The 24,670-nt window shown below is 45.5% G+C and carries 23 protein-coding genes; 4 read left to right on the top strand and 19 right to left on the bottom strand.

The window, feature by feature from the left end; all coding sequences use genetic code 11:
• Positions 1-44 precede the first annotated feature (44 nt).
• Positions 45-1,871 carry an ABC transporter substrate-binding protein gene (locus J2T19_RS13030; protein WP_307216300.1) on the top strand — a complete coding sequence of 609 codons (1,827 nt, stop codon included), beginning with the start codon at positions 45-47 and terminating at the stop codon, positions 1,869-1,871.
• A gap of 92 nt (positions 1,872-1,963) precedes the next feature.
• Here the strand turns inward: J2T19_RS13030 and J2T19_RS13025 are convergent, their stop codons facing one another.
• The gene (locus J2T19_RS13025; RefSeq protein ID WP_307216299.1) at positions 1,964-2,443 is read right to left on the bottom strand and encodes a hypothetical protein; all 480 of its coding nucleotides are present in this window, start codon (positions 2,441-2,443) and stop codon (positions 1,964-1,966) included.
• Positions 2,444-2,641: 198 nt separating this feature from the next.
• Between J2T19_RS13025 and J2T19_RS13020 the strand changes: the two genes are divergently transcribed.
• The gene (locus J2T19_RS13020; protein ID WP_128103100.1) at positions 2,642-2,842 is read left to right on the top strand and encodes a hypothetical protein; all 201 of its coding nucleotides are present in this window, start codon (positions 2,642-2,644) and stop codon (positions 2,840-2,842) included.
• A 148-nt stretch (positions 2,843-2,990) separates the two neighbouring features.
• Here the strand turns inward: J2T19_RS13020 and J2T19_RS13015 are convergent, their stop codons facing one another.
• The 5 genes from J2T19_RS13015 to J2T19_RS12995 form a co-directional block, all read right to left on the bottom strand.
• Entirely contained in the window at positions 2,991-3,728 is a 738-nt protein-coding gene (locus J2T19_RS13015; RefSeq protein WP_128103101.1) for a cyclase family protein, read from the bottom strand.
• A gap of 485 nt (positions 3,729-4,213) precedes the next feature.
• Positions 4,214-5,140: an NADP-dependent oxidoreductase gene (locus J2T19_RS13010; RefSeq protein WP_307216294.1), complete on the bottom strand. Its 927-nt coding sequence runs from the start codon at positions 5,138-5,140 to the stop codon at positions 4,214-4,216.
• 299 nt (positions 5,141-5,439) lie between these two features.
• The gene (locus tag J2T19_RS13005) at positions 5,440-6,645 is read right to left on the bottom strand and encodes a cation:proton antiporter (RefSeq protein WP_307216292.1); all 1,206 of its coding nucleotides are present in this window, start codon (positions 6,643-6,645) and stop codon (positions 5,440-5,442) included.
• A 3-nt stretch (positions 6,646-6,648) separates the two neighbouring features.
• Positions 6,649-7,155, bottom strand: coding sequence for a cation:proton antiporter regulatory subunit (locus tag J2T19_RS13000; RefSeq protein ID WP_307216289.1), 507 nt, complete (start codon positions 7,153-7,155; stop codon positions 6,649-6,651).
• The gene (locus J2T19_RS12995; RefSeq protein ID WP_307216287.1) at positions 7,145-7,618 is read right to left on the bottom strand and encodes a GreA/GreB family elongation factor; all 474 of its coding nucleotides are present in this window, start codon (positions 7,616-7,618) and stop codon (positions 7,145-7,147) included. Before J2T19_RS12995 ends, J2T19_RS13000 begins: the two co-directional genes overlap by 11 nt.
• Before the next feature lie 395 nt (positions 7,619-8,013).
• Here J2T19_RS12995 and gdhA point away from each other — a divergent pair, with 395 nt between their 5' ends.
• Positions 8,014-9,390 (top strand): NADP-specific glutamate dehydrogenase, encoded by a 1,377-nt coding sequence (gene gdhA / locus J2T19_RS12990; protein ID WP_307216285.1) that lies wholly within the window; start codon positions 8,014-8,016, stop codon positions 9,388-9,390.
• A 204-nt stretch (positions 9,391-9,594) separates the two neighbouring features.
• Positions 9,595-10,485, top strand: coding sequence for a pentapeptide repeat-containing protein (locus tag J2T19_RS12985; RefSeq protein WP_307216283.1), 891 nt, complete (start codon positions 9,595-9,597; stop codon positions 10,483-10,485).
• A gap of 228 nt (positions 10,486-10,713) precedes the next feature.
• Here J2T19_RS12985 and J2T19_RS12980 read toward each other — a convergent pair whose 3' ends face one another.
• From J2T19_RS12980 to J2T19_RS12920, 13 genes are all read right to left on the bottom strand, one after another.
• Entirely contained in the window at positions 10,714-11,691 is a 978-nt protein-coding gene (locus J2T19_RS12980) for a diaminopimelate dehydrogenase (RefSeq protein ID WP_370874868.1), read from the bottom strand.
• A gap of 180 nt (positions 11,692-11,871) precedes the next feature.
• Positions 11,872-12,468: a hypothetical protein gene (locus tag J2T19_RS12975; protein WP_307216279.1), complete on the bottom strand. Its 597-nt coding sequence runs from the start codon at positions 12,466-12,468 to the stop codon at positions 11,872-11,874.
• A 187-nt stretch (positions 12,469-12,655) separates the two neighbouring features.
• Positions 12,656-12,814, bottom strand: a complete 159-nt coding sequence (locus J2T19_RS12970; protein WP_164848766.1) for a hypothetical protein — start codon at positions 12,812-12,814, stop codon at positions 12,656-12,658.
• A gap of 46 nt (positions 12,815-12,860) precedes the next feature.
• Positions 12,861-13,163 (bottom strand): hypothetical protein, encoded by a 303-nt coding sequence (locus tag J2T19_RS12965; RefSeq protein WP_307216277.1) that lies wholly within the window; start codon positions 13,161-13,163, stop codon positions 12,861-12,863.
• Between the two features lie 446 nt (positions 13,164-13,609).
• On the bottom strand, positions 13,610-14,371 hold the full coding sequence (locus J2T19_RS12960) for an exodeoxyribonuclease III (protein WP_307216275.1): 762 nt from the start codon (positions 14,369-14,371) through the stop codon (positions 13,610-13,612).
• A 146-nt stretch (positions 14,372-14,517) separates the two neighbouring features.
• Positions 14,518-14,715, bottom strand: a complete 198-nt coding sequence (locus tag J2T19_RS12955) for a hypothetical protein (RefSeq protein WP_307216273.1) — start codon at positions 14,713-14,715, stop codon at positions 14,518-14,520.
• Positions 14,716-14,806: 91 nt separating this feature from the next.
• Positions 14,807-15,364, bottom strand: coding sequence for a GNAT family N-acetyltransferase (locus tag J2T19_RS12950; protein WP_307216271.1), 558 nt, complete (start codon positions 15,362-15,364; stop codon positions 14,807-14,809).
• A 284-nt stretch (positions 15,365-15,648) separates the two neighbouring features.
• Positions 15,649-18,600, bottom strand: a complete 2,952-nt coding sequence (locus J2T19_RS12945) for a beta-galactosidase (RefSeq protein ID WP_307216269.1) — start codon at positions 18,598-18,600, stop codon at positions 15,649-15,651.
• Positions 18,601-18,648: 48 nt separating this feature from the next.
• On the bottom strand, positions 18,649-20,145 hold the full coding sequence (locus tag J2T19_RS12940; RefSeq protein ID WP_307216267.1) for a glycoside hydrolase family 30 protein: 1,497 nt from the start codon (positions 20,143-20,145) through the stop codon (positions 18,649-18,651).
• A 156-nt stretch (positions 20,146-20,301) separates the two neighbouring features.
• Complete coding sequence (locus tag J2T19_RS12935; protein WP_145046739.1) at positions 20,302-21,147, bottom strand: carbohydrate ABC transporter permease; 846 nt, start codon at positions 21,145-21,147, stop codon at positions 20,302-20,304.
• Entirely contained in the window at positions 21,140-22,027 is an 888-nt protein-coding gene (locus tag J2T19_RS12930) for a carbohydrate ABC transporter permease (protein ID WP_145046741.1), read from the bottom strand. Before J2T19_RS12930 ends, J2T19_RS12935 begins: the two co-directional genes overlap by 8 nt.
• Positions 22,028-22,141: 114 nt before the next feature.
• Positions 22,142-23,413 carry an ABC transporter substrate-binding protein gene (locus tag J2T19_RS12925; protein ID WP_307216265.1) on the bottom strand — a complete coding sequence of 424 codons (1,272 nt, stop codon included), beginning with the start codon at positions 23,411-23,413 and terminating at the stop codon, positions 22,142-22,144.
• 181 nt (positions 23,414-23,594) lie between these two features.
• Complete coding sequence (locus tag J2T19_RS12920; RefSeq protein WP_307216263.1) at positions 23,595-24,623, bottom strand: LacI family DNA-binding transcriptional regulator; 1,029 nt, start codon at positions 24,621-24,623, stop codon at positions 23,595-23,597.
• Between the last annotated feature and the right edge of the window lie 47 nt (positions 24,624-24,670).

Below are 24,670 nucleotides of genomic sequence, written 5' to 3'. Positions count from 1 at the left end.
TTCATTTAATCATTCATTATTTCATTCTAATAGGAGGTATTTTCATGAAAAAACGTACACTCATTTCACTGCTGCTCATCTTGGTTATTGTGATCTCTGGCTGCAGCGTAAAAACGAAGAGCGATACTCAAGCTGAATCGGCAACTTCGGATACAACAGAGACGACCACGAATCAAGCACCTGTAGACATCACATTGCTGGCACAAAGTTCTTCCGAAAACGATGTGAACATCATCCGTGACCAACTGACTAAGAATGGCTTCAACGTGAAGCTGAACCTGCAACCGGATTACGGTAGCTACAAATCCCAACAGGATGCTGGAAATTATGACATTGCTTTATCAAGCTGGACAACAGTGACGGGGAACCCAGACTATGCCGTACGTTCTCTTTTCAAAACAGGTGGAGACTACAGCATCCTCGCTGACGAAGAAATCGACAAGTTGATAGACGAAGCAGCTACGCAAACACCAGATCAATACAAAGAAACGTACAAGAACTTGGAGCAAGTTCTGGTAACTGATCAAGCGTATATCGCTCCAGTCTATAACTCCCTCAAAAACCAGGCACTGAATAAAGACGTGATTAACCAAGATACTGTGCGCTTGTCCAAATCACGTGCAATGGCTTGGGAACCGATTCAGTTCAAGGACAGCTCCAAAAACGAAACAGATCCTTTGATTTTGACGCAAAGTGCTTCTGTTCTAACCTCTCTTGACCCGATTAAAGGTAATGATGGTTCCATCAACCAACTGAATACCAATATGTATGTTCGTCTAGTGAACCTAACGGATGATGATCAACTGACTGCTGAGGGATCCCTGTCCCACAACTTCAGCATCGCGGATGGAAACTCCGAATACTACTTCGTTTTGAGAGACGATATTAATTTTGCGAAAATTGAAAACAAAAAAGCAGTAGATACGGGTGAACGCGTTGGTGCGGATGATGTTATCTTCTCCATGGATCGTGCCAAAAATAAAGATTCCGTGCCTGATCACCGGACATACAGCTTGCATGAGCACATCCAAAAAACCGAGCTGGTTACAGATCTGAGCGTACTGGAGTCTACGCAACAAACTGGTGGTGGCGGTTCAATCAAGGATGCATTGGAACAAGGATTGGACAGCAAAATTACAGAGCTTGTATCTGACAAAACCAAAGCAGACAACGGAGCAGGTAAATATCAGGTCATCAAACTGACCACAACTGAACCGTTCCCGCAAGTATTGAATTACCTGGCTCACCAATCGGCTGGTATCGTGTCCAAGAAACAAGTAGAAAGCATCAACACTTATGATGTGGCATCCTTTGATGTGAACAAAGATATCCCTTACGGCGATCAAAACACAGTAACTGAAGGAGCAGCGTACAACAATACGTTGTATACAAGCGGGCCATACATTTTGTCATACAAAAATGACTATGAAGGTGTATTCCTTAAAAATCCTGGCTATCGCACAGGAAGTGAGTATGCACCAAAAATTTCACAAGTAAATGTACGATTTATCGCCGATGCAGACAGCGCACTTTCGGCTCTGCGTAGCGGTGAGATCCACCTCTACTACGGCGTGCCTGAAACGAAGTATGACATCGTTGAGAGTGATAGTAAGCTGCACCTACAGAGCACCCCGAGCAACGCGGTATCTTACCTGCTGTTCAACACAGCAAATCGTGAAGTATCCAAGAGCAGTGATCTGAGAAAAGCTGTGCTATACTCTATCAATCAGGATGAAATTCTACAGTTCTATAAAAACAACAAACTAAAAGCTTTCTCCACATTAAGCCCACTGGTTCAGACAGGTAACGAATTGAAGGCTGATCCAGCTAAAGTAAAAGAGTTCTTGAGCAAGTACAACGCATCAAAATAAACGGTTAACAACAAACGGCTGTACCCGATCGCTCCTTGATCGTGGTACAGCCGTTTTGTATCCAATGTTAAAGGCATCTTCAACAGCTATGATTATTGCGAATATTTTCGTTGTACCCCAGGCAGTAAGGTTACGATCTGAATTCCTATGCCCCATGCAAAATAGATGAAGTGGATCAACGAGGCGGCCTGAATCCAGTACACCTGTGCCATAATCCAGATCAAGAGCGCAAACCCGGTATATAAGGAGAACGTCCACGCCCAGTAGCTCTTAGGAAAGAGATTAAGCTTCTCACAGAGCGCTGATCGAATGTGACGGATGAGCGAAATACCGATAATCATAGGCATCATACCAAGAACTAACATTAACAATATGCCCGGGATCAGAAAGTTGGCAAATGGAGAATGCTCCAATAACGTATTCGGTAAACCAATAGCATCCCCCGTCGGATCTATAATTAACATTATTCCTCCAGCAAGTGCTCCAACCCCTAATATCCCATGCATCATTGCAAGTAACCACGATATGCCTAATGTCGGCTGCACCATGAAAACCGCCCCCACTCCATTCATTTCTGAACCTCCTGCCAAAACGCTACTATACACGACGATTATATCCGACCACACTAAGAACATTCTCACACAAGGTGCACCACGTTCCTATGCTTCTTGTTACTACAAGGATTCGACAATATGTATTATGGAAAAACTTGATAAAAGAACGTATGTTCGGTATAATAGAAATCTATCCTGAATGAGCGAGAGGCAGATATGGACGACAAATTTATTAAGGAATTACGCGAGATAAGTCGGGATGACAGACGGAGATCTGAATTCATGATTCAAGGCTTGAAAGAAACGTTAGAAGGAAGAAAAGCAGAGAATGCATTTAAACGTTGGATTCGGCGCAAGAAGGAACAGAAGAGAATTACGGAACGATTCAATCAAGCTTCATCATCAGATCATAAGTAAATAGAATAAGGAGGCTTTCGCCTCCCTTGCATTTTACATAACAAGTAACCCTCATAAGTAAATACTAGCCGAGTGAATCCAAATGCTGGAGTTTAAGAGTGCTGCTCAATAAGTAGGGAACGAATATACGACTGTAGCTGAACTAGATTTATGGCAAAATAGCAAAGGATCTGACCGGAAATCCAGACGCTTTCTCCGCTTTGGGCACGAGATTGAAGATGACTGCGCCTTTGGCAGGAACCTGATCCAAGTTTGTCAGAAGCTCCACCTGATATGTATCCTGTGCCAAGACATAATACTCGGCGAGTAAAGCTCCATTTTTACGATAATCTATTGCTGAATCTGTATCAAAGGTCTCATGACCGATTGCCTTTACGCTCCGTTCTTCGAACAGAAATTTCAGTGCACTTACCGACCACCCTGGTGCATGGCTGTTTCCATCAGCATCCTTGTTATTGAATAACTCATGGCTTGGCCAACGCTTGCTCCAATCGGTACGTAGAGCGACGAAGCTGCCCGCCTCAATCTCACCATGCTCTTGCTCAAATGCTAGAATATGCTCCACATCCAGCGTAAAGTCAGGATTGCTCGCTACGGCTGCCGACTGATCAATTACAACTAGTGGTAATACTAACTCTTTTAACCCGAGTTGATCCAGATAACGAGTATCACGCACAAAATGGATCGGTGCATCTAGATGCGTGCCATATTGCCCAGGAAATCGAAAGCTTTGTGCAAAAAATCCTTGGTCGTGATTGAATAGCGTATCAAATTGAGCTGCATCAAAGGCTGAGAAGTGAGGTGAATCTGGCCCAAAGGTATGTGTCAGATCTACCCACTTTTTTTCTTTTAACAATTGAATAGCTTGAATAAGTTCCGTCGACATCAGGATCACCTCATATGTAGAATGGAATAAATTTCCCCTATTAATACGTGTTCAAAAAGGATGGTTTTCAGTACCGAGAAGATGGGATGAAGATAGAAATGGAGTAGCGGAGCGTAGGCAAACTACGTGAGCAACTACATGTTTCCGAAGGAAACAAGCTGCGTAAGCATCCACTTATTTCGGCTGAATTCCATCTTCGACGTTGAGATGCCTCAGGGCATCCTTCGTAATCAAAAGCGGACTTTTTGAACAACCTCTATTATATCTCAACGCTGCACATTGGTGAAGAAATTGATTTAATTTATTTTAGAACACACAAGTATCGTGTGCTGCAAACTTCATCAACCGAAAAGGAAAGCCAAAAAAGCCGCACTCCTGTATGGAGAACGGCGTAGGATCTAAAGTTTTTGAAAAAACATTGATTCCATTGTAAAGTTTATCCTTTATCCCTCTTTGGCTTGCTTGATTAGCTCACGGATTCCAAACTAATTCACGGTAATAACCAGCTTACCCCGCGTATGATGTGACTCACTTTTTTCGTGAGCATCACGCAATCCCTGTTCAGTTAGCGGATACGTTTCATCAATGATCGACTTCAATTTCCCTTCAGCCGCAAGCTCGGCCAACTGTTCAAGTTGATCTCCCTTAGGCTCCATCATGAACACGCTGCCTGTCACGCCGGTTTCCTTCGCCAGCTTCTCATCTGGCTGCTCCACAAGGGATACCAGACGCCCTCCAGACTTCAACACCTTGAAGCTGTTCCGCTGTATGTCGCCGCCCATCGTATCCAATACAACATCGTAGTCTGAGAGAATCTGCGAGAAATCCTGTTCCTTATAGTTAATGAAATGATCCACACCTAACGAGCGAAGTAATTCTTCGTTTGCTGCACTTGCGGTAGAAGCAACTTCAGCGCCCAACGATTTAGCAATTTGAATGGCGTATGTGCCTACTCCACCCGCACCAGCATGAATGAGCACCTTCTGTCCTTTTCCCAAACGGCCATGATCCACCAGTGCCTGCCAAGCTGTCATCCCGGCGAGCGGAATCGCAGCTGCTTCCTCAAAACTCAACTGCTCCGGTATACGTACAACAATATCCCCATCTACAGCAACATATTCCGCATAGGTTCCGAATTGACGTGGACGCGCAAATACCAGATCTCCTTCTCTGAAACGGGTAATGTTTGAACCGGCTTCAACCACAGTACCTGCGACGTCGCCACCCAGAATCATCGGTAGTTGATCTGCCGCTTCTTTCAAGTGACCTTGTCTTATTTTGAAATCAACTGGATTAACTGACGTCGCCTGTGTGCGGATCAAAACCTGATTCACACCGCATGCCGGTTTATTGACTTCCTTTTCCTTCAATTGCTCAGGCCCACCAAATGCTTCAATCACTATAGCTTTCATGCTAAATCCCTTCCTTTCTTGAAAATGGCATGACATGTAATAGCTTATTCTCATAATCTTCTCTATTTATAATTACCCCATTCATTGGTTTACTTGACCTGAGGTCACGTCATTTTCATTCCATAAGTCAGGGATGCTAATGACGATCCGTTACATAAACGATGGTCTTTTCCTTATTACGCAAAAAAAGCGCCACACCTTGGAGACGATAATTCTCCAACGAAATGTGGCGCCTTGCTTGCCTTAAACCTGATCCGCACAGCTTATCATATCTATCACGGCTATTAATCGGTACACGCTTATCCGATTTCCTTATGTTTCCCCCGATTCCGGAAGCGTTCATACCTCGCATACAAGCGAGGAGATTCTTTGGTCAGAATAGGTCCCAGCACTGCCAGAATCAGCACATATAACACGGCAAAAGACTGAATGGAAGCCATCAGACCTCCGGCCTTACCGATATTCGCCATAATGATGGAGAACTCTCCCCGCGAAACTAGAGTAAAGCCTACATTCAATGAAGCCTTGGTCGACATACCCGCCATTTTACCAGCAATCATGCCTGCACCGTAATTGCTAACAATGGTTAGAACGACGGCAATCAGTGTCATCCCGACAGCTCCACCGAGAGAAGACGGCTCAATGGTCAGGCCAAAGCTGAAGAAAAACAGCGCACCAAAGAAGTCCTTGAACGGCATAATCTGCTGTTCAATTCGACTAACATGCCTAGATTCACCAAGCACAAGTCCGATCATTAACGCACCGATCGCCTCAGCCACATGCAACGTTTCCGAGAATCCGGCCACAAGGAACAGTAGCGTCATGATAGTAAGCAGAAATAATTCTGATGATTTAATGTTGAGTGCTTTATCAATAGCTTTAATACTCTTTCTGCCGATAATCAGGAACAAGACGATAAAAAGCAGAGCAGAGAGCGATACTAAAAGCACACTCCCGAATGAAGTTGCCCCGCTAAGCACAAGCCCAGTCAGAATGGAGATATGAATGGCAATAAACAAGTCATCAAACATAATCATGCCCATAATAATTTCCGTCTCTGGGTTCGCGGTCCGTTTCAAATCCACAAGCACTTTGGCTACAATCGCTGTAGATGAGCTGGTCATGATGCCGCACACCACCATCGTTTCCTGAAGGGGCAGACTCATCAACCAGCCTAACAGCAAACCTGAGACAAAATTGAGACCTACATAGAATATGCCACCCGTTAGAATGGCTTTACCGGACTTCAACAATCGGGAGACCGAGAACTCCAGCCCTAGATAAAACAATAAAAATAAAATACCCAGTCTGCCCATAAACTCAATAAAAGACGAGCTTTCGATAAATCGTAAATCCACAATGCCAAACTGTGGTGCATGCGGTCCAACAGCCATACCGACCAGGATGTAAAATGGAATAACCGAAAATCGTAGTCGTGCAGATATTAATCCCGTAAGTGTAATTAGCGCAACGGCAATTCCCACCTCAAATATGAGCATATCCATAGGCTATAGCCTTCCATCAACAAGCAAACGTTTGAGCTCTCTAAGCTGCTCGCGCTCTCCTGCAACAACAAGGGTTGCCCCTGCGGTAAACGTATAATCAGGCCCTGGATTAAGCTGCTTCGCCCTATCCTTCTCCACCACAGCCAGAATGACCGCTCCTGTAGCCTGGCGAATGTTCAGCTCCCCGATGGTTTGCCCAATACTTGCCGCATGCGGCTCAATCCGCAGCCATTCAATCAGCAGCCCATCTAGCATAACCTCGCGTTGTTCCTGGAATTGCGGTTTATACGTCATCCCACCTATAATAGCGGCGACCGCTCTTGCTTCATCATCATCCAGCGTCACCAAAGACCTCATATCTCCAGGTTCATCCGGTACTTCCCCAGACTCCATATGAAAAAGATCCCGCCGCTCGTCATTATGAATGACAATCACCAGATGCTCACCGCTGCGTGTATGCAGCCAGTACTTTCGACCAATGCCCGGCAGATCTGTCTCTTTAAAGTGCATAATCTGCACCCCCTTCAACCGTCCCAATGACCGGCTCGCGCTGCAATTGAATATCTGTAATGCGCACCCGCATAGAACCTGCAGGGATATTCACACTCCGGGTTTCCCCTTTGCGAGCAAGCAACAATTGTCTTCCCACCGGGGAAAGGAACGAGATGCGGCTCTCATCTGCATCTGCCTCTTCCGGCATTACGATCCAGAACGAATCCGATGTATGGAAGTCCACATATTCGAAGGTGATACGGCTTCCAATTAGCACCGTTGAATCCAACAGTTCATCTGATCCCAGCAGCAGTTGCTCTACATGTTCCGTGTACGTAGTAAGCATCCGTTCCATCTGAAACCATTCAGGTTCACGCACGTCAAAATAGGCGTTGAGAAATGTTTTTTTCTCTTCACCCAAAGTAATGAGCTGGCTCACCAGCATCTCTCTGCAATTATGGCAATGGGATCTATGGTTCATAATAGATCTCACCTCCTATACAAGCCTTGTTCTCTTGGTTCATGTGTCTGAGTCTTTGCAACATCTTGTATGCCTCCTTGAATATAAAATGAAGATCCCGATTGCCGAGACCTCTACATCCATCTTACCAAAACTAATTATTAAATCCAGCTAAATAGGTAACTTGCCCTTAGGACGTGTCTCAAAACTCGCTCTTCGGAATTTTCAGACTCGTCCTATCCTTAACATCATATGGTAGATCTATAGAACATTTTAATAACGTCATAAAAAACATTTTATGGATTTTTATCTCGTATTTTTATAGCATTTCCTGTATATTTAACTACAAACTTTTGTGCAATTTATGCAAATGGGTAATTACAGACTTTAACACGACAAAGGAGTGCATCAGAAAAGTGTCCACACTAACGAAAGAATCTACTCAGTCTATCGCTTCACAATATGTTCATTCCGTCTATGAATCCGTAGTCGCTAGAAACCCGCAGGAGAACGAATTCCATCAAGCGGTAAAAGAGATTCTGGACTCACTCATTCCTGTCATCGAGGCTCATCCTAAATATATGGAGAACGGTCTGCTCGAACAATTGGTTGAACCTGAACGTGTAATTACCTTCCGTGTACCTTGGGTGGATGATCAAGGCAAAGTTCAAGTTAACCGCGGATTCCGCGTACAGTTCAACAGTGCCATCGGCCCTTACAAAGGTGGAATTCGCTTCCATCCATCCGTATACTCGGGCATTGTTAAATTCCTTGGTTTTGAGCAAATTTTCAAAAACGCTTTAACAGGTCTTCCGATCGGAGGAGGTAAAGGCGGCTCGGACTTCGATCCAAAAGGTAAATCAGATCAGGAAGTGATGCGGTTCACGCAAAGCTTCATGACAGAGCTCTATAAATATATTGGTGCAGATACGGACGTTCCTGCAGGCGACATCGGTGTAGGTGCCCGTGAGATCGGTTATATGTTCGGACAATACAAACGCATTAGCGGGGGCCACCAAGCAGGTGTCCTGACAGGTAAAGGTCTGCTCTACGGCGGTAGCCTTGCTCGTACAGAGGCGACTGGCTTCGGTTGCGTGTACTTCGTGAACGAGATGCTTCAAGCCAAAGGATTAAGCTTCCAGGATAGCACGGTTGTTGTTTCCGGCTCAGGCAACGTATCCATCTACGCGATCCAAAAAGCTCAGGAGCTTGGTGCCAAAGTTGTCGCGTGTAGCGACTCTGGCGGATACATTCATGATCCAGAAGGAATTAACCTGCAAACCGTGAAACGCCTGAAAGAAGAGAATCGTCTCCGGATTAGTGAATATGTGAAGGAACATCCTCATGCGGTATACACCAGTGGTTGTGAAGGAATCTGGTCTATTCCTTGTGATATTGCGTTGCCTTGTGCTACTCAAAACGAGATTGATGAACATGCGGCAGCTACGCTTATCGAAGGTGGAGTAAAAGCGATTGGCGAAGGAGCCAACATGCCTTCAACGCTGGCAGCTATTGACCTCTTCCTCGAAAAAGGCGTCCTGTTTGGACCAGCAAAAGCAGCTAACGCTGGCGGCGTGGCTGTGTCTGCACTTGAAATGTCACAGAACAGCATGCGGTTGTCCTGGACATTTGAAGAAGTAGACGCGAAGTTGCACCAAATTATGAAAAACATCTACACAAGCTGTGTAGAAGCTGCAGAAGAATACGGCTGCTCAGGCAACCTCGTTGCCGGGGCAAACATTGCTGGCTTCCGTAAAGTGGCTGATGCGATGCTGGCTCAAGGTATTGTATAATTTTCCGAAACCTGTATAAACGATCCGAACAGGTTCGTATGGTAACGGTATAATTATGCACTGGATGATGACGCGCATAACAAAGGGCAGCGATCCGTGAAACCGGACGCTGCCCTTTTTTTGAATTGTTGAAATAATACGGTGATGGTAAAGTAGTAATGACTAAGAAATGAACTTGCTATAAATTAAAGGAAGTGTACAATAATGTCTAACCAACCCTTCGTCAGCACGAAGGCACCCCTGCATCTGAGCGCAGACTGCGAGCAATGTTTCGGCTTATGCTGTGTGGCACTGCCTTATGGCAAATCTTCCGATTTTGCTTTTGATAAATCCAGTGGCACGCCATGCCCGAACCTCCGCAACGATAATCGATGCGGCATTCATACAGAACTTAGACAAAAAGGATTTAAAGGTTGTACGGTATACGATTGTTTTGGAGCGGGACAGAAGCTCTCACAGCTTACATATGCAGGTAAGGACTGGCGGGATCACCCCGAGCTTGCTTCGGAAATGTTCGACTGCCTACCTGTGATGAGACAGCTACAGGAAATGATGAGCTATGTGAATGAAATGCTGACGTATCCAGAAACAAAGTCGATTCATTCACGTCTGCGTGAAAAATATCAAGAAACAGAGCAACTCACTCTGCTGGAGCCGACAGCCATTTTACGGCTCGATATCCCGACTCATCGAGCCAGTATAAGTGAGCTCTTGCTGCAAGGAAGCGAGATGATCCGTACCCAAGCCACTGCCAGCATGAAACAAGCAGATAAGTCATCGGGTCATGGAAAATCCAAATCGAAGTCCAAAATGAATAAACGTGCCGGTGGAATGGACTATCTAGGCGCCAACCTTAAAGGAGCAGACCTTCGCGGTACTAGCTTCAGGGGAGCACTTATGATCGCGGCAGATCTACGAAATGCAGACTTAAGAGCAGCCGACTTCATCGGTGCTGACTTACGCGATGCAGACCTTGGCGGGGCAGATCTGAGAGACAGTCTTTTTCTAACACAGTCACAGCTTAACTCAGCCAAGGGGACTAGCGCGACGAAACTGCCCACTCATGTGAAAACGCCTGATCACTGGACTGCATAGGATTAAGTGTATAGCATGTATACATCTTATCTTGAGAGGTACGCACCCTATAACATCCATATGAAACTCAGCACCACTGTCTGATGACCTCATGAGACAAATAAGAGCCCGTCCTTCAATCAAGCGAAGGACGGGCTCTTTTGTATGAACTTCACCCGCCCTATACTCTGTTAGAGCGTGAGTATAGCGGTAAAGCTCTTTTTTTCCATAAAATTCTAAACTAGTTGATTAGAGCAGATCACGACGAAGCTCTTCAGCGGATTTAGGAGACAGGTGGCCCAGTGGAATATCAAATACTGTTTTGGCACCTTTGTGACCTTCAGCGCTCAGGCGATGTGCAGCTCTTGCATATGCAACCAGTACACTTGCTGTGAACTCAGGGTTACTATCCAATTTCAGACCAAATTCAATAATTTGCTTGGAAGCTGTTCCCGTTACTCCACTGCGAATCACGAATCCACCATGCGGCATACCCTCGTGTTCAGCTTTCAATTGCTCTTCCGTAATAAAGGTTACCGTTGTATCATAGTCAGCAAAATAGTTCGGCATGGATACAATCGTTTCACGGATCTCATCCTCGTTCGCTCCTGCTTCAGCTACAACGTAACATTGTCTCAAATGTTTCTCACGAGTAGACAACTCTGGCGTTTCACCTGCACGAATGCGGTTAATGACTTCTTCCACAGGCACAGTGTATTGAACTCCGGCTTTAACACCTGGCACACGACGAATCGCATCGGAGTGACCTTGGCTAACGCCAGTTCCCCAGAATGTATATTCTTTACCTTCAGGCAGAATGGATTGCGCCAACAGACGATTCATGGAGAACAATCCTGGATCCCAGCCCGTAGAGATGACACTTACATGTCCACCTTGCTCGGCAGCGGCATTAACCTCTGCATAGAAATCAGGAATTTTGGCATGTGTATCGAAGCTATCTACCGTGTTGAATAGACGTGCAATGACAGGAGTCTGCTCCGGAAGATCTGTAGCGGAACCTCCACACAGCAACATCACATCAATTTTGCCTATGTATTGCTCAGCGGCAGAGATATGTTCGAAACGAGCGGATGTATCTTCGCCTACCATCTGCTCTGGATCACGACGTGTAAATATAGCAACCAGTTCCATATCATCATTTTGCTTAATTGCTTTCTCAACGCCTCTACCCAAGTTACCGTAACCCACAATACCCACTTTTACCATGTTCAATCCTCTCCTGTCTTCGTCAGTAGTTGTCTATCTTTCTATAAAGATATAACATACCATGTAACCTGTTGCGTTTCCAGTTCTAAATGAAAAAAACCTTACATTTAGGTGGCAACAGAGCCAACGACAATGTAAGGCATGACGTATCATATATTCCATATTGAGTTGTTCCAGCTATCAAGATTCAGCCCACGTAAGAGTCAGCTCAATCGTACCTTCCTTGCTAGCCAGGGCTCCGCCAATCAATGACCATTGCTGCTTCGTTTCAGGATCAGTCCCTTGAATGATGATATTTTTGTCATCCAACGTCTGACCTGCATCGGTTAACTTTTTGGCTTCGAAATAGTCCTTATACATCTTGGAGACTGTCTTCATATCCTGCTCCGTGGTGTAGATCACCATAGCTGTCTTCTTACCATCATTGTCACCGGAGTTAGCTAGTTGAATATGAGCGTCATCTGGCATAGGGAAGTCTGTTGGCAAGACGTCTGGTAATTCTTGAGTCCCCTCTGCTGCTGCGTTATCTCCACCAGCCTCGGAATTGGTCTGCTCATCGGTATCTACAATTTCTGCTGTACCATCCGGGGAACTCACTTCCGCTGTGGTTGCTTCGTTATTCGCCTCAGTATTCACTTCACCCGCTGACTCCGATGATTCAGAATTAACCTGTCCTGTATCCTGTGCTGGCTGTTCTGTCCTGCCGCTACATGCACTTAGGGCAATAACCATGGCTACAGCAGCACACATCATGAGATGCTTCTGAGGTATTTTCATTATGTTCACTCCTTATGTTGTGTATGTTGGACTAAGCACTATCGTATACATATTCTGCTCAGTCGGTGTAATGTGGACTTACCTTGCGTTGACTTAACCCACATCTACATTCATTATTTGGTTATCTCTCCCCCCCCTTACCCTAATTAAAGATCTAAGAAACCTAAGAAATCTTATCCCACAGTCATTACGATGAACTCATCGTAAGAAGATGTGATGAATGTATATATGAAGCTGCTTCAACGTACGTTGAGGCATACAGCATCATGACAGATAATGCTGCGATGGATAGTAAGAAGCTGACCAGAAACCAAGCTAGGAATCCGCCCATCACCTTTACCTTCATCCCTCTTCCTCCTTCTCGGCTATGATTCAATCAAGCCACAATTCATTTATTCATATAACTCCAGGTTCAGTGAAGATTTCAGATGCTCATAAACTTGTGTAAACTCTTCAACCAAGGTTGAATCTTCGGGATCAGAAGCAAGCCTTATTCCACCTGAATGTAACGTGCTGGATGTATTCACCTGTACATGACTCCTGTTAAACTCATCTATTCTTTCCGTTGGGATATAAGCCTGCCTCGTTTGCACATCCTGTACTACCATGTAGCCTGCCCCAACAAATAATAGAACACCTGTTACAACCATCACACCGCCAACAATCCGAATACCTCTCCCAAGCCATCTATCCATTCTCGTCCTCCCCATGCAACTTGATATCCGTTCCGAATCCATGCTAAGCCAAGACTCCTTATGTATGTATTAATCCTAACCCATGTTCTCATGGCAAGAAACGATCCAGAGCCTAGTCTAATCCCCAACTTTAGTCTAGTATGTAATCCTCCCCAGGATCGTTGAAAATAACTAAAAAACCGCAAGTCTCCTGTCACTCCTAGGAAACTTGCGGTATATTGCATTCGAATTATTGCGATTGAACTAAAATATTACACTGACCACTCCAATGACAGAACAACATTCCGATCGCTGTTATCCCCAGATTTTTCTGATTCCCTTTTCCAAAGGGAAAATCCGTGGATGGTTTATGCTTCTGATGCAGCTTTCTTATAGAAAGCTTTCAGGCGAACGCTTCGCTTCTTCACGTTATTTCTGTCCTCTCCGTTCTTGTGTAAATGTCTAGTTCAACCTATACAATTTAATGTTAGTCCGACAGGACAATGATCGCTACCCATTACATGGCAGTCAATGTGTGCATCCTCAACTTTGGAGACCAGTTGATTCGATACCAGAAAATAATCGATACGCCAGCCAACGTTCCGTTCTCTAACCTTTGGCATATAGGACCACCAGCTATACACATCCGTGTGATCCGGATACAGATGACGGAAGCTGTCCACGTATCCTGCCGCGAGCAAGTCCGTCATTTTACCTCGCTCTTCTAATGTGAACCCTGAATTGCCCATATTGGGCTTCGGATTCTTCAGATCAATCTCTTGATGGGCTACATTCAGGTCACCGCAGACGATAACCGGTTTGTTCGCTTCCAACTGCTGAAGGTATTTCAGGAAACGATCCTCCCATTCGAGACGGTAAGGTAATCGGGTCAGGTCACGCTTTGCATTAGGTGTATACACATTCACCAGATAAAATTCATCAAACTCCAGTGTAATCATTCGACCTTCCGGCTCACTGTCTTCCTCCATCCCATACCAGACGGACAGTGGCTTTATCCGGGTAAATACGGCTGTGCCGGAATAGCCTTTTTTGATCGCATAATTCCAGTATTGATATACATCATCACCCAGATCCATCTCGATCTGGCCTGCCTGTAGCTTCGTCTCTTGTACACAGAAAATATCAGCCTGGCTCTCCTGATAATAATCCATAAATCCCTTGGTCACACATGCCCGTAATCCATTTACATTCCAGGACACTAATTTCATATCCTCATCTCCTCACATCTCTCCAATATAGCATGGGCGAATTCGGAAGGACAAGGTTAAGTCACTGGAATGTTCAATCAAGGAGTAGATATGTCAATGTGACGATGTTCCAGCACGATAATCTTGACTTAGTATGACGAGCTTACTTATGGGTATTCGATTTCCGTTTTCTTACCATTTTCGTCAAAAATGATCTCGGTTTTCCTACCATCCGGGTATTCTTTAATCATTTTTTCATTCTCTTCATATACAATAGGTACACCATTCATCTTAGCTTCTTGTCTGGCCGATAATGTAGCTTTTACTAGAATTTCATTTAGTTCAGAAGTTGACATACGTTTCATGTGAAAACATCCTCTCTATATGTATAACACTTCAAGTCTCATAGAATTGATTTCACTTATTCTATTTAACACTCAAACTACAGATTATGGCTTACGCTTCACTTCTCAGTTTAGAGAACACGGCAAGGTCAACGTATCTGCCCTTCTCAAACTCATGCTCCCGTAAAACGCCTTCCTGCTGAAAACCAAGTTTGCGCAACAGGTGAATCGACGCCGCATTCTTCGGTTCTACTCTTGCTTCGATCTTGTTGAGCTGCATGCTCGTGAATCCAAACTGCATAATAACTCCTGCTACCTCTGTCATGACACCTCGTCCCCAATAATCAGGGTGTAAATCGTATCCAATTTCAGCGCGGTTATGTACCTCTTCCAGGTTGAGAAACCCACAGGTTCCAATGACTTTCCCAGATTCACCATCCTCAATCATCCAACGCAAACCTGACTTCTCTCTGAAAATCTTCGCATACCAACTGATCTCATCCTTGGCATCATCCACCGACTCGAAGGGGGTAAACGGCATAAACCCAACGACAGCTTCATTCGAATATAGTTCCAAAATATCGTTGCTGTCATTGACCTCTGCGGATCGGAGGTTAAATCGTTCTGTCTTTAGTTGAGGGAATTCATCAAAATCATATCGATTAGTCATATGTCATCTCCTTTGTTATACGTTATTTTACAACGCTTTACTGTAGACAAGAAAGCCTATCTTAGACAGAGCATATGTGAAGCTACCCTCTCGCTATTCGAATTGAAGCAGAGATTTATACGTCTCCATCTACGATGGTGTATTCAATCATGTTGTCTGTAAATGAATACACTGTAAATATACAAAAAAGACGTGTTCGGCGCCATCGCTATTTAACGACCTGGCTCCAACACACGTCTTTGAATTCCACCAATATAGCTAAGAATTGCTTATGAATATTCCGTCTACTTGATGCTCACCCACGGGTACTGGGATGGCTCGTCAAACAATAGACGGATTCGGTCTGGCGAGCGTCCTTCTTCATCAAATAACAATAGCTCATTCTCTTCCTGTAACCAGGCAACAGGAATTTTGTAATCCTCCTGCGGACCGATCTGCCAGTAACGTCCAAGATCATGACCATTGAGATGAAGCGTGCCTTTACTCATTCCAGTAAGTCTTACCTTCACATTCACAACATACTGCTCGGATACAGCTGGCATGTTAAAGTTCCAACGGTACCATGCAGGCTGACCTGCTCCCTGATTGGCAGTACGATTGCCAGTAGTAGCCGCATGTTCCCCCAGAAGACTTGATGGCGATCCTGCCTCTTGTGTCTCCCACTGCTGCGGAAGCAATGCATCATTACCCGCCATACGCCAACCACTCAGTTCATCGGCATTACGATACAAGATCAATTCAAGCCGCTCGATTGGGGATTTGGAATAAGGCATCTCCAATGTATTGACTTCACCTTGACGCAGATAGCTCGAAAGGTCAACCGTCGCGAAGGAGAACCAATCATGATAACCTTCCATCGGTACTTCAGTGCCATTCACGCGTAGCCCTTTGCTTACAGCACCGACCAGAATCGCACGATCATTGCCATCTAGCTCAAAGCTTCTACTTAGAAGTGGAGCTTCCGTAAGATGGTTGACTTCATTCAGTTGAATCGATCCATCTGTAGTCTGCCAATCTTGACGAATATCCTGTACCGATCCGCCCAGATATGCAGGACCAGCAAGTCCTTTGCTCTCTCCAAGATTCGGTGAGAAATTCAGTCTACCCATATGCTGCACAAGAATCTGCAGGGTATTCTGACCTTGGACTGCTTCAATGTTCACACCTGCGGCACCAACCTGACGTACTAACGCCTGTTCCACCTGATTCACATAAATTCTTGCGGTATCTTGAAAATCAGGAAGTACAATATGCGTCATGCCACCCTCTGGGCTCTCGAAGTCACACTCGTAGAGCAGATAACCGAAATCTTGCCCGTACTGTGAGAAGTGTTCCGGTTGACCACTAGATGGACGCTGATCAGCTGACAGTTTCACACGTGCTACCTCAGGAGAACCGGACAACATTGGCGCCATTGGAGGTGTCAGTGTTGCAACCGATGAAGTGGACACCGCTTGCTGACTTGCTTCTGTTCGAGTGATGAATTCACGCCCTGTCCACATCTGCTCACCATCCTGCCAGTCGCCAAGTAAAACGACAGTGCGATCCAGATCAGAGATCGACCCTTTCACTTGACCCTGTGGTAGGACTTGAACCTCATCAAAGCCAACTGCATAACGATGTTCATTGGTATGAACGCCATCTAAGCGCCATGTGCGGTTCATCGACTCACGATCCAGCACAATCAATCGAATGGACACATTGCCTGCCTGAAGACGAATGATTCCCGGTTCACGGAAGTGGAACAAGTCGAAGCGATATAGGTCTCGCGCTGGATCCTTCTCCACAAGAACCTGCATGCTACTGCTGACGACTTCCAATGCAGGCGCTTCCAGATCCAATACAGATCGCTGTCCGGAATCTGCTGAGATGAACAAGTTCAGCTCTCCGTTAATCATCTCATTCCCCGTAATCATGGCTCCGCTCGTTACATAGACGTTATCCGCAAGGCGAACGCGATCCAGCACCGGAATGATCTGTCCAGGATTTACAGTGATCGGGAGTGTTCGACCATCTTCAAACGTTATGGTAGTTCCCTCACGTTCACCTTTGTGGCTTTCTACAAACCAGATATGCTGGTTATCCGCAGTGCGACCACGTACAGACAATCCTTCCGGATGACGGATTTTAATCTGCTCTGTAGGAACCGCTTCCGATTCAAGCAATAGTGATCTGAATGCATCTACAAAATAAGATACCGTTTTCGTAACTGCATATTTCTCAGTTACACGCCCATATTCATTCAGCGGAGCGTCATAGTCGTAGGAAGTGATCATAAAGATATCGCTGCTACCTATCGTTCTACCACCATATCCACCGAAATTCGTACCCCCAAAGAACATGTAATGGCTAATGCCCGTATATCCGGTTTGGAGAATTTCCATGATTCGTCTCTCAAGTAGAGCCGGTGTCTTCTGGATTGCGGAAGGCCCGCCCCAGTTCTCAAACCACCCAGTCCAGAACTCAGTTACCATTTTCGGTGTATCTGGCTGCTTCGCTCTAAGCTTCTCATAGTGCCCATCTGCGCCCGACCAGAAGTTCGCCCCCTCAATGGTGCCTTCTGCTCCTCCGACACAAGTGATCAAAGGCACATCTATTCCACGCTTTATTAAACCATCGCGCAGATAGATCATATGCTCGCTTGCCGCTTCGTCATCCTTGATATATCCATACTCGTTCTCGACTTGCACCAGAATGACATTGCCGCCAGAGGAAAGCTGACGCTCACGGATAATTGGTACGAGTTGGTCAAAATACAGATCTACATAATGGAGATACGTTTCATTATTTTCACGGAATTTAATGTCAGATTTCGTTTCTAGCCAATAAGGGAAACCGCCGAAATCCCATTCAGCACAGATAAATGGCCCTGGGCGAGCGATAACCCACATGCCCAGCTCTGCACACAGATCCAGGAATGCTCCACAATCGTTATCTCCTTCGAAGTTCCATTGGCCTTCCTCAGGCTCATGGACATTCCAAGCAAAATACGTATCAATACAGTTCATACCAGCGAGCTTTGCTTTCACTAGCAACTGTCTCCACTCTTCCTTTGGCATACGGAAGTAATGAATTGTAGCACTATTCAGAAATACGCGCTCTCCATTTAGCATGAAGCTACGCTGGTCATACGTCAGCTCCAATGGAAGCTGTTCTGATGTGGAGCCAATAATTTGGGAATCGACATTGTTCTCGCCTGCTTGATCTTGAACCAACAGGGATGGTTTCTCTCTCATCGATGTGTTCCCCTCCTTCTATCTAATTCAACCTTGTATAACATACCATTATTGAGATTGAAGTGTAACCCCTTCCAATACAACGGTTGTAATCGAATTTTCTGCCGTATTGACTTCTATGCCATTTGAATAAACTTTAATGTCCTCCAGCTGCTTCATATCTGAGTCTGGTGAGGTTTGATAGACCTGTGCAGTGGTCGAATTCCCATAGGTAAACGGCTCCAGTGCAAACGAAGTTTTACCAGCAGATAACTCATTACGGATCACTAACACCAGTCGTTGGCTGGTCTTGTCATATGCCGCCAGTGTCCGCCCATCATCCGTTGGAATGATCGTTGCACCCGGACGGATGAACTTCGTGAATTGAGCCATGCCATAATATTGTTTGGTCAGTTCATACGAATCTTGTGCAGCAAAATCAGCATGGATGAAGCCCCAGTTATTGTTCGCGCCTTCATCTTCAACTGCCTGCCAGTATACCCATGCAGAAGGCTGCATTACTTTCAGATCGAACATAATGCGTTCAGCCAGTTCCTGTACAGATGTCATATCGTCATGACTATGCGGCTCGCTGCCACCTGTTCCATACTCGGACATCCACAGCTTCTTGCCATGTTTCTTAGCAAGTTCGCGGAGTTCCTCCATTTTGCTTCCATTATAAGAGTGAGTGTTGATCTGTGAGATCGCATCCAATGTATCCTGATCATAGAGACTGAAATTGAATACCGTCTCATCAATACTATTATCGTCCGCTGCGCTAACGACCGTGCCATCCAAACCTTTACTCTGAAGAGAAGCGGCTACTTTCTTGATGATCTCTGCCTGCTTATCATTGCTAAAATGACTGCCTTCCTGCATATTGCCCTTCTTCCACCAGTCCGAGGATGGCTCGTTCAAAGGATCAAGTGTGCGGAACGTAATGCCCCACTCATCGCGATAATGTTTGACCACTTCTGTTAAATAATCGGCAAAGGCATCATATTGATCTTCCTTCAGATTGTTACTTCCATCGACGGCACCCGTCACGGAACCGCTGATCGTCATCCAGTATGGCGGTGAGTTCGAGAAAGCTTCCGCAATATTAACGCCTCGCTCCATTGAACCTTGCAGAACTGCACGTTGCCCTGCATCCGCCTCCCAATCCCATTCGCCCGGTTCGGGCTGGAAGCCAGGAACATCACCCCCAGGACGTAATGCTTTCATCTCAGGGTTCTCCTCGCCTCCAATGTTGTAACGAACAATATTCAGTCCAAGCCCTTTGGCTGGGTCAAATACCAGATCCATCACTTCATCGACCTTCGCCTGATCCTTCCATTCACCCATATTGTTCGCCCACCAAGCAAGTGATGTTCCCCAACCTTCAAAATGATCATAAGACTGCTCTAGCTTCAAATTCACAGGTTCTCCCTCAAAGGCAAGTGGCTTCGATTGTCCATTGGCAAATTGATTCAATACAATTCCTCCTCCAGCTAGCAGTACAATCAGAGCCACACCCATCAGGATGTAGCTTCGTCTCCGTCTGCTACGATGTTGATCACGACTCATGGTTCACACAATCCTCTCTCCAGTGCACCGTATCGTGCATGTGTAGTCACCCTTTGTGTGTCTGACACTTGTTTGCCTATACATTTTGGTTTCCTAACGTTAAATTGTTACATTGGAGCTACACATGTTAGGTAACATCTCGCTATACCATTTTCGTTACTTGATACCGCTGCTGCCTCCGCTAATATTTGCTTCATAGACATAACGTTGTCCGAATAGATAAACGAGTACCATCGGAATCGTTAGGAATAGCGAAGCGATCATGACTAAGTTCCATGGAGGCATCTGCCCACCACCAACGGTTGTCAGAAGTTGAACACCAAGGGCAAGTGGCATTTTCTCTGGATCATTGATATAAATGAGCGGCCCCATGAAGTTCCCCCAGTTGTAGGAGAACGAGAAAATAGCAATAGCAGCCAATATTGGATAGGTCAGCGGCATAATAATTTTCCAGTAAATCCCCGGATGACCCATCCCATCAATCATCGCTGCTTCATCCAACGATTTTGGAATGCTCATGACAAATTGCCGGATCAGGAACACGTTGAACGCACCTGCGAAGAAGCTCGGTACAATCAACGGATAGAAGGTATTGATCCAGTCGAGATGGCGGAAGATGATAAATTGCGGTACCATCGTAACCTCACCTGGAATCATCATGGTGCTGAGCAACACGATAAATAAGAAGCGACTACCTCTCGCTTTAATTCGCGCGAATCCATACGATACAATCGATGCAGACAATACAGATCCGATAATCGTAAATACCGTGATAATAATAGAGTTTTTCAGATAAGTGCCAAGATTGTTATTCGTAAAGATGGTGTAGAAATTAGACCATTGAAATTCCATTGGAATAAACGTAAAGGCTGATTTTACCGTCGTTGCGTCACTTGCCAGTGCAATGGAGATCATGTACAGGAAAGGGGAAGCCAGCAGCACCCCGACCAGAATCAGAAAAATGTAGGATATCGTCTTCTCGACAGTGGATGGATTACTCATTCGCTTTTCCCTCCTCGTAGTGCACCCATAGCGCCGATGAACGGAACACAACCAGGGTCAGTGCCATGATGATGATGAATAATACCCAAGCTATAGCGGATGCATATCCCATTTTGTAGAACTGGAATGCATTCTGGAACAGGTACGGCACAACCATCTGACTTGAATTATCCGGTCCACCCGCCGTAACGATAAATACCTGTGCGAACGTCTGGAGCGCCCCAATCATGCCTGTTACCAGGTTGAAGAAAATGACGGGCGTAAGCATCGGAAATGTAATGTGGAAGAAAGATTGCGAGCTTTTGGCTCCATCGATGGCAGCGGCCTCGTACAACTCCTGAGGGATACCTTTCATACCCGCCAGCAGCAGTACCACGCCGCCCCCAACTCCCCATAAGGACATGAGAATCAGTGCAGGTTTGACCCAATTTGGATCAAGGAGCCAAGCAGGACCTTGAATACCAAATACCGCAAGCGCTTGGTTAATCAAACCTTCTGTTGGTGCAAGCAAGTGGATAAAGAGCAAGGAGCTTGCTACGACTGGAACGACAGAAGGTAGATAGAACAGAATGCGGAAGAACGTAATGCCTTTAATTTTTTTGTTGAGATAATAGGCAATCCAGAGCGAGATGGACATACCAAGTGGTATCGATATCAAGGCATAGAAAAAGGTGTTACCCACCGACTTCCAGAAGATCGGGTCATCCGTTAACAATGTTTTGTAGTTATCAATACCGATGAATTCCGGGGACTGGAACAGATCCCAGTTGGTGAAGCTCATGTAGATGGAAAACAAAATCGGGCCCAGGGTAAGTCCTAGGAAACCAATTAGCCAAGGCGAGATAAAGATATAAAACCATTTCCCGTCCTTTTTCTTCACGTTAAGCCCTCCCATAACAAAGCGAGCAGACGGAACCCGGGTTCATGCCGAATTCCGTCTGTCCCCCTGTCGATCTATTTGTTCGTGTTCAAAAGGTTCGCTCTTGAACAACTTCTATTTATAGATTCTTTCCAGTCCACTCTGAATCTCGTTTACGGTATCATCGAGTGAAGCTTTGTTGTTGAAATACACGCCCAGCTTGTCATTGATCAGCTTCATCATTTCATTCCATTGTGGATTGAACGGCTCAGCGTAAATGGTAGATTCACTAAAAGCAGCCATATTGATTTTTTTGCCACCATATTCCGCATTCAGGAACTCGTCGCTGGATAGACCTGCTTTTGTCGCTGGTGCATCTTGGCCTGCTTTGATCATTGGCATCTGTGCCTCAGGAGTAGTAAGTGCTTCGATCACCTTGAAAGCTTCTTCCTTATGTTTGGATGCATTCGTAATCGTTAAGCCGTTGAAGAACGCGTTGGTCTCACCCCAGATCGGAGAGATATCCCAGTTAATGCCTTCTACTTTAGCCAGTGAACCAATATTCCAGAAACCTGTCGTTTCCATCGCAATTTTACCTTGAGCAAATAGTGGGTCAGCACCGATATTTCCCATGTCCGCAATCTCCGTTGGTGTCGGGCTTGCACCGTGTACAAACGTTAAGTCATTCATGAACTGCAACGCTTTGCGGACAGGCTCAGTATTGAACGAAGGTTTACCATTCTCGTCAAAGATTCCGCCACCGTTCTGGTAGATCAATTGCATCCATTGTGGCCACCAGCTACCTGGATAATAACCCCATTGAACGGTCTTACCATTCTCTTGCACGGTCAGCTTCTGAGCTGCTGCCAGCAGGTCTTCTTGTGTCCAATCCTTGGTTGGATATTCTACCCCAGCCTTGTCGAACAGATCTTTGTTATAGAAAAGCACCATTGCGCCAGCGCGGTCAGGCATTCCGAACTGTTTCCCATCATATTTCATCAAGTTTGCGATATCGTCTGAATAACGCTCCGACATGTTCACGTTGTGCTCCTTGATCATGTCATCGAGCGGAATAATCTGATTCTTGGAGGCGTATGCCTGATAGTTCTCGGCAATCATCATGATGTCAGGTGCAGTACCCCCGGCAATCATCGTCTGTACCTTCTGGTCATAATCCCCTGCAACAACGTTGAGCTTCACGTTAATGTCCGGATAGGTCTGTTTCACAATGTCGAGCCGTTCTTGATAAATCTTCTTTTCATCCTCTGAGCCCCAGATCGTCATACTTAGATCGACTTTGCCACCTTCGGAACCACTTGCTCCACCATTCTCGCCTTTACTACAGGCTGTCAGACCAAATACCATGACCAGCATCAATAACGAAATGACCTTTAAACTTCTTCTCATACTGTACGCCCCCTTGGATAATGAATGGATTATTTCAATGAAACCCATTTCATGAAATGGGTTTCATTAAGCTGAAACATAAAACCCGCTTCACTTTATGAAAGGGGTTTCATTTACGCACTCATTATATTTCACCCTAAGAGAAAATGTCAACGCTTTCTTTTTGAGAACGTAACCCTTTTCATCGTGGTGCTGGTCCTGTACTTTGACGTATGATAAGTTCTGGTTGAAGGACAGTCTGCTTCTTCACTTGTCGCTGATTAATCAGCTCATGCAGCTTATCCACCGCGAGTTTGCCCAGTTGATACGTGTTCTGAGAGACGGTTGTAAGTTCAGGGATCACAGCACTTGCGAGCGGCGTATCATCGAAGCCTACGATCGAAATATCTCTCGGAATGGATAATCCATGCTCAATGGTCGTCTTCATTGCGCCAATCGCTGTATTGTCATTCACGCAGATGACTGCTGTTGGTGGATTATCGCTCTCCAGGAGCTTAGCCATCTCCCGCTTACCATCATCAATGGAGAAGCTGCCTAATAAGAGCCTGTCTTTCGGAATTTCGAGCCCATGCTCACGGAGCTTTTTCTGAACAGCCCTGACCTTAACCATTGTGGTCGATAACTCCTTCAATCCACCTACAAACGCAATGTCCTTATGTCCCAGTTCAAGCAAATGTTCAGCAGCTAGAGCCGCCCCAGCTCCTTCATCGGTATATACGCGGTGAAACCCGCCTTTGGCAATATTGCCATTGACCAGCACAACCGGCGTGCGCTTACCTACATCAATTAATTCCTGAGCCATGTCATCCGGACAGGTCTGCATATTAATGCGCCCGCCAAGGAAAATAATTCCGTCTACCCGCTTCTCGCGCAGCATGGACAGATATTCAGACTCCCGATTGTAATCGCCTGCGGTGTTACAGAGAAAGAATGTATATCCCAGACCACGTGCCTCATTCTCTGCGCCCCAGAATACTTCAGGGAAGAATGGATTTGTAATATCTGGCAGAATGATTGCAATGGTGCCTGTTTCTTTTTTGATCAGACTGCGTGCTTGGGCATTAGGTTGAAACTGGTGCTTGGCGATAATCGACATGATCTTTTCCCTCGTGCTAGCACGAACGGGTGCTGTATCGTTCAGCACTCGGGAAACCGTGGATACAGATACGTTCGCCTCTTTGGCAATATCATATATCGTAATTGGAGTCATATGTAGAACCTTCCTTTTTCACTGATTTTCCTGCTTATCATACCAGA

It is taken from the genome of Paenibacillus tundrae, from assembly GCF_030812775.1.
Classification (GTDB): domain Bacteria; phylum Bacillota; class Bacilli; order Paenibacillales; family Paenibacillaceae; genus Paenibacillus; species Paenibacillus tundrae_A.
This window is presented reverse-complemented; position numbering and strand designations above follow the sequence as displayed.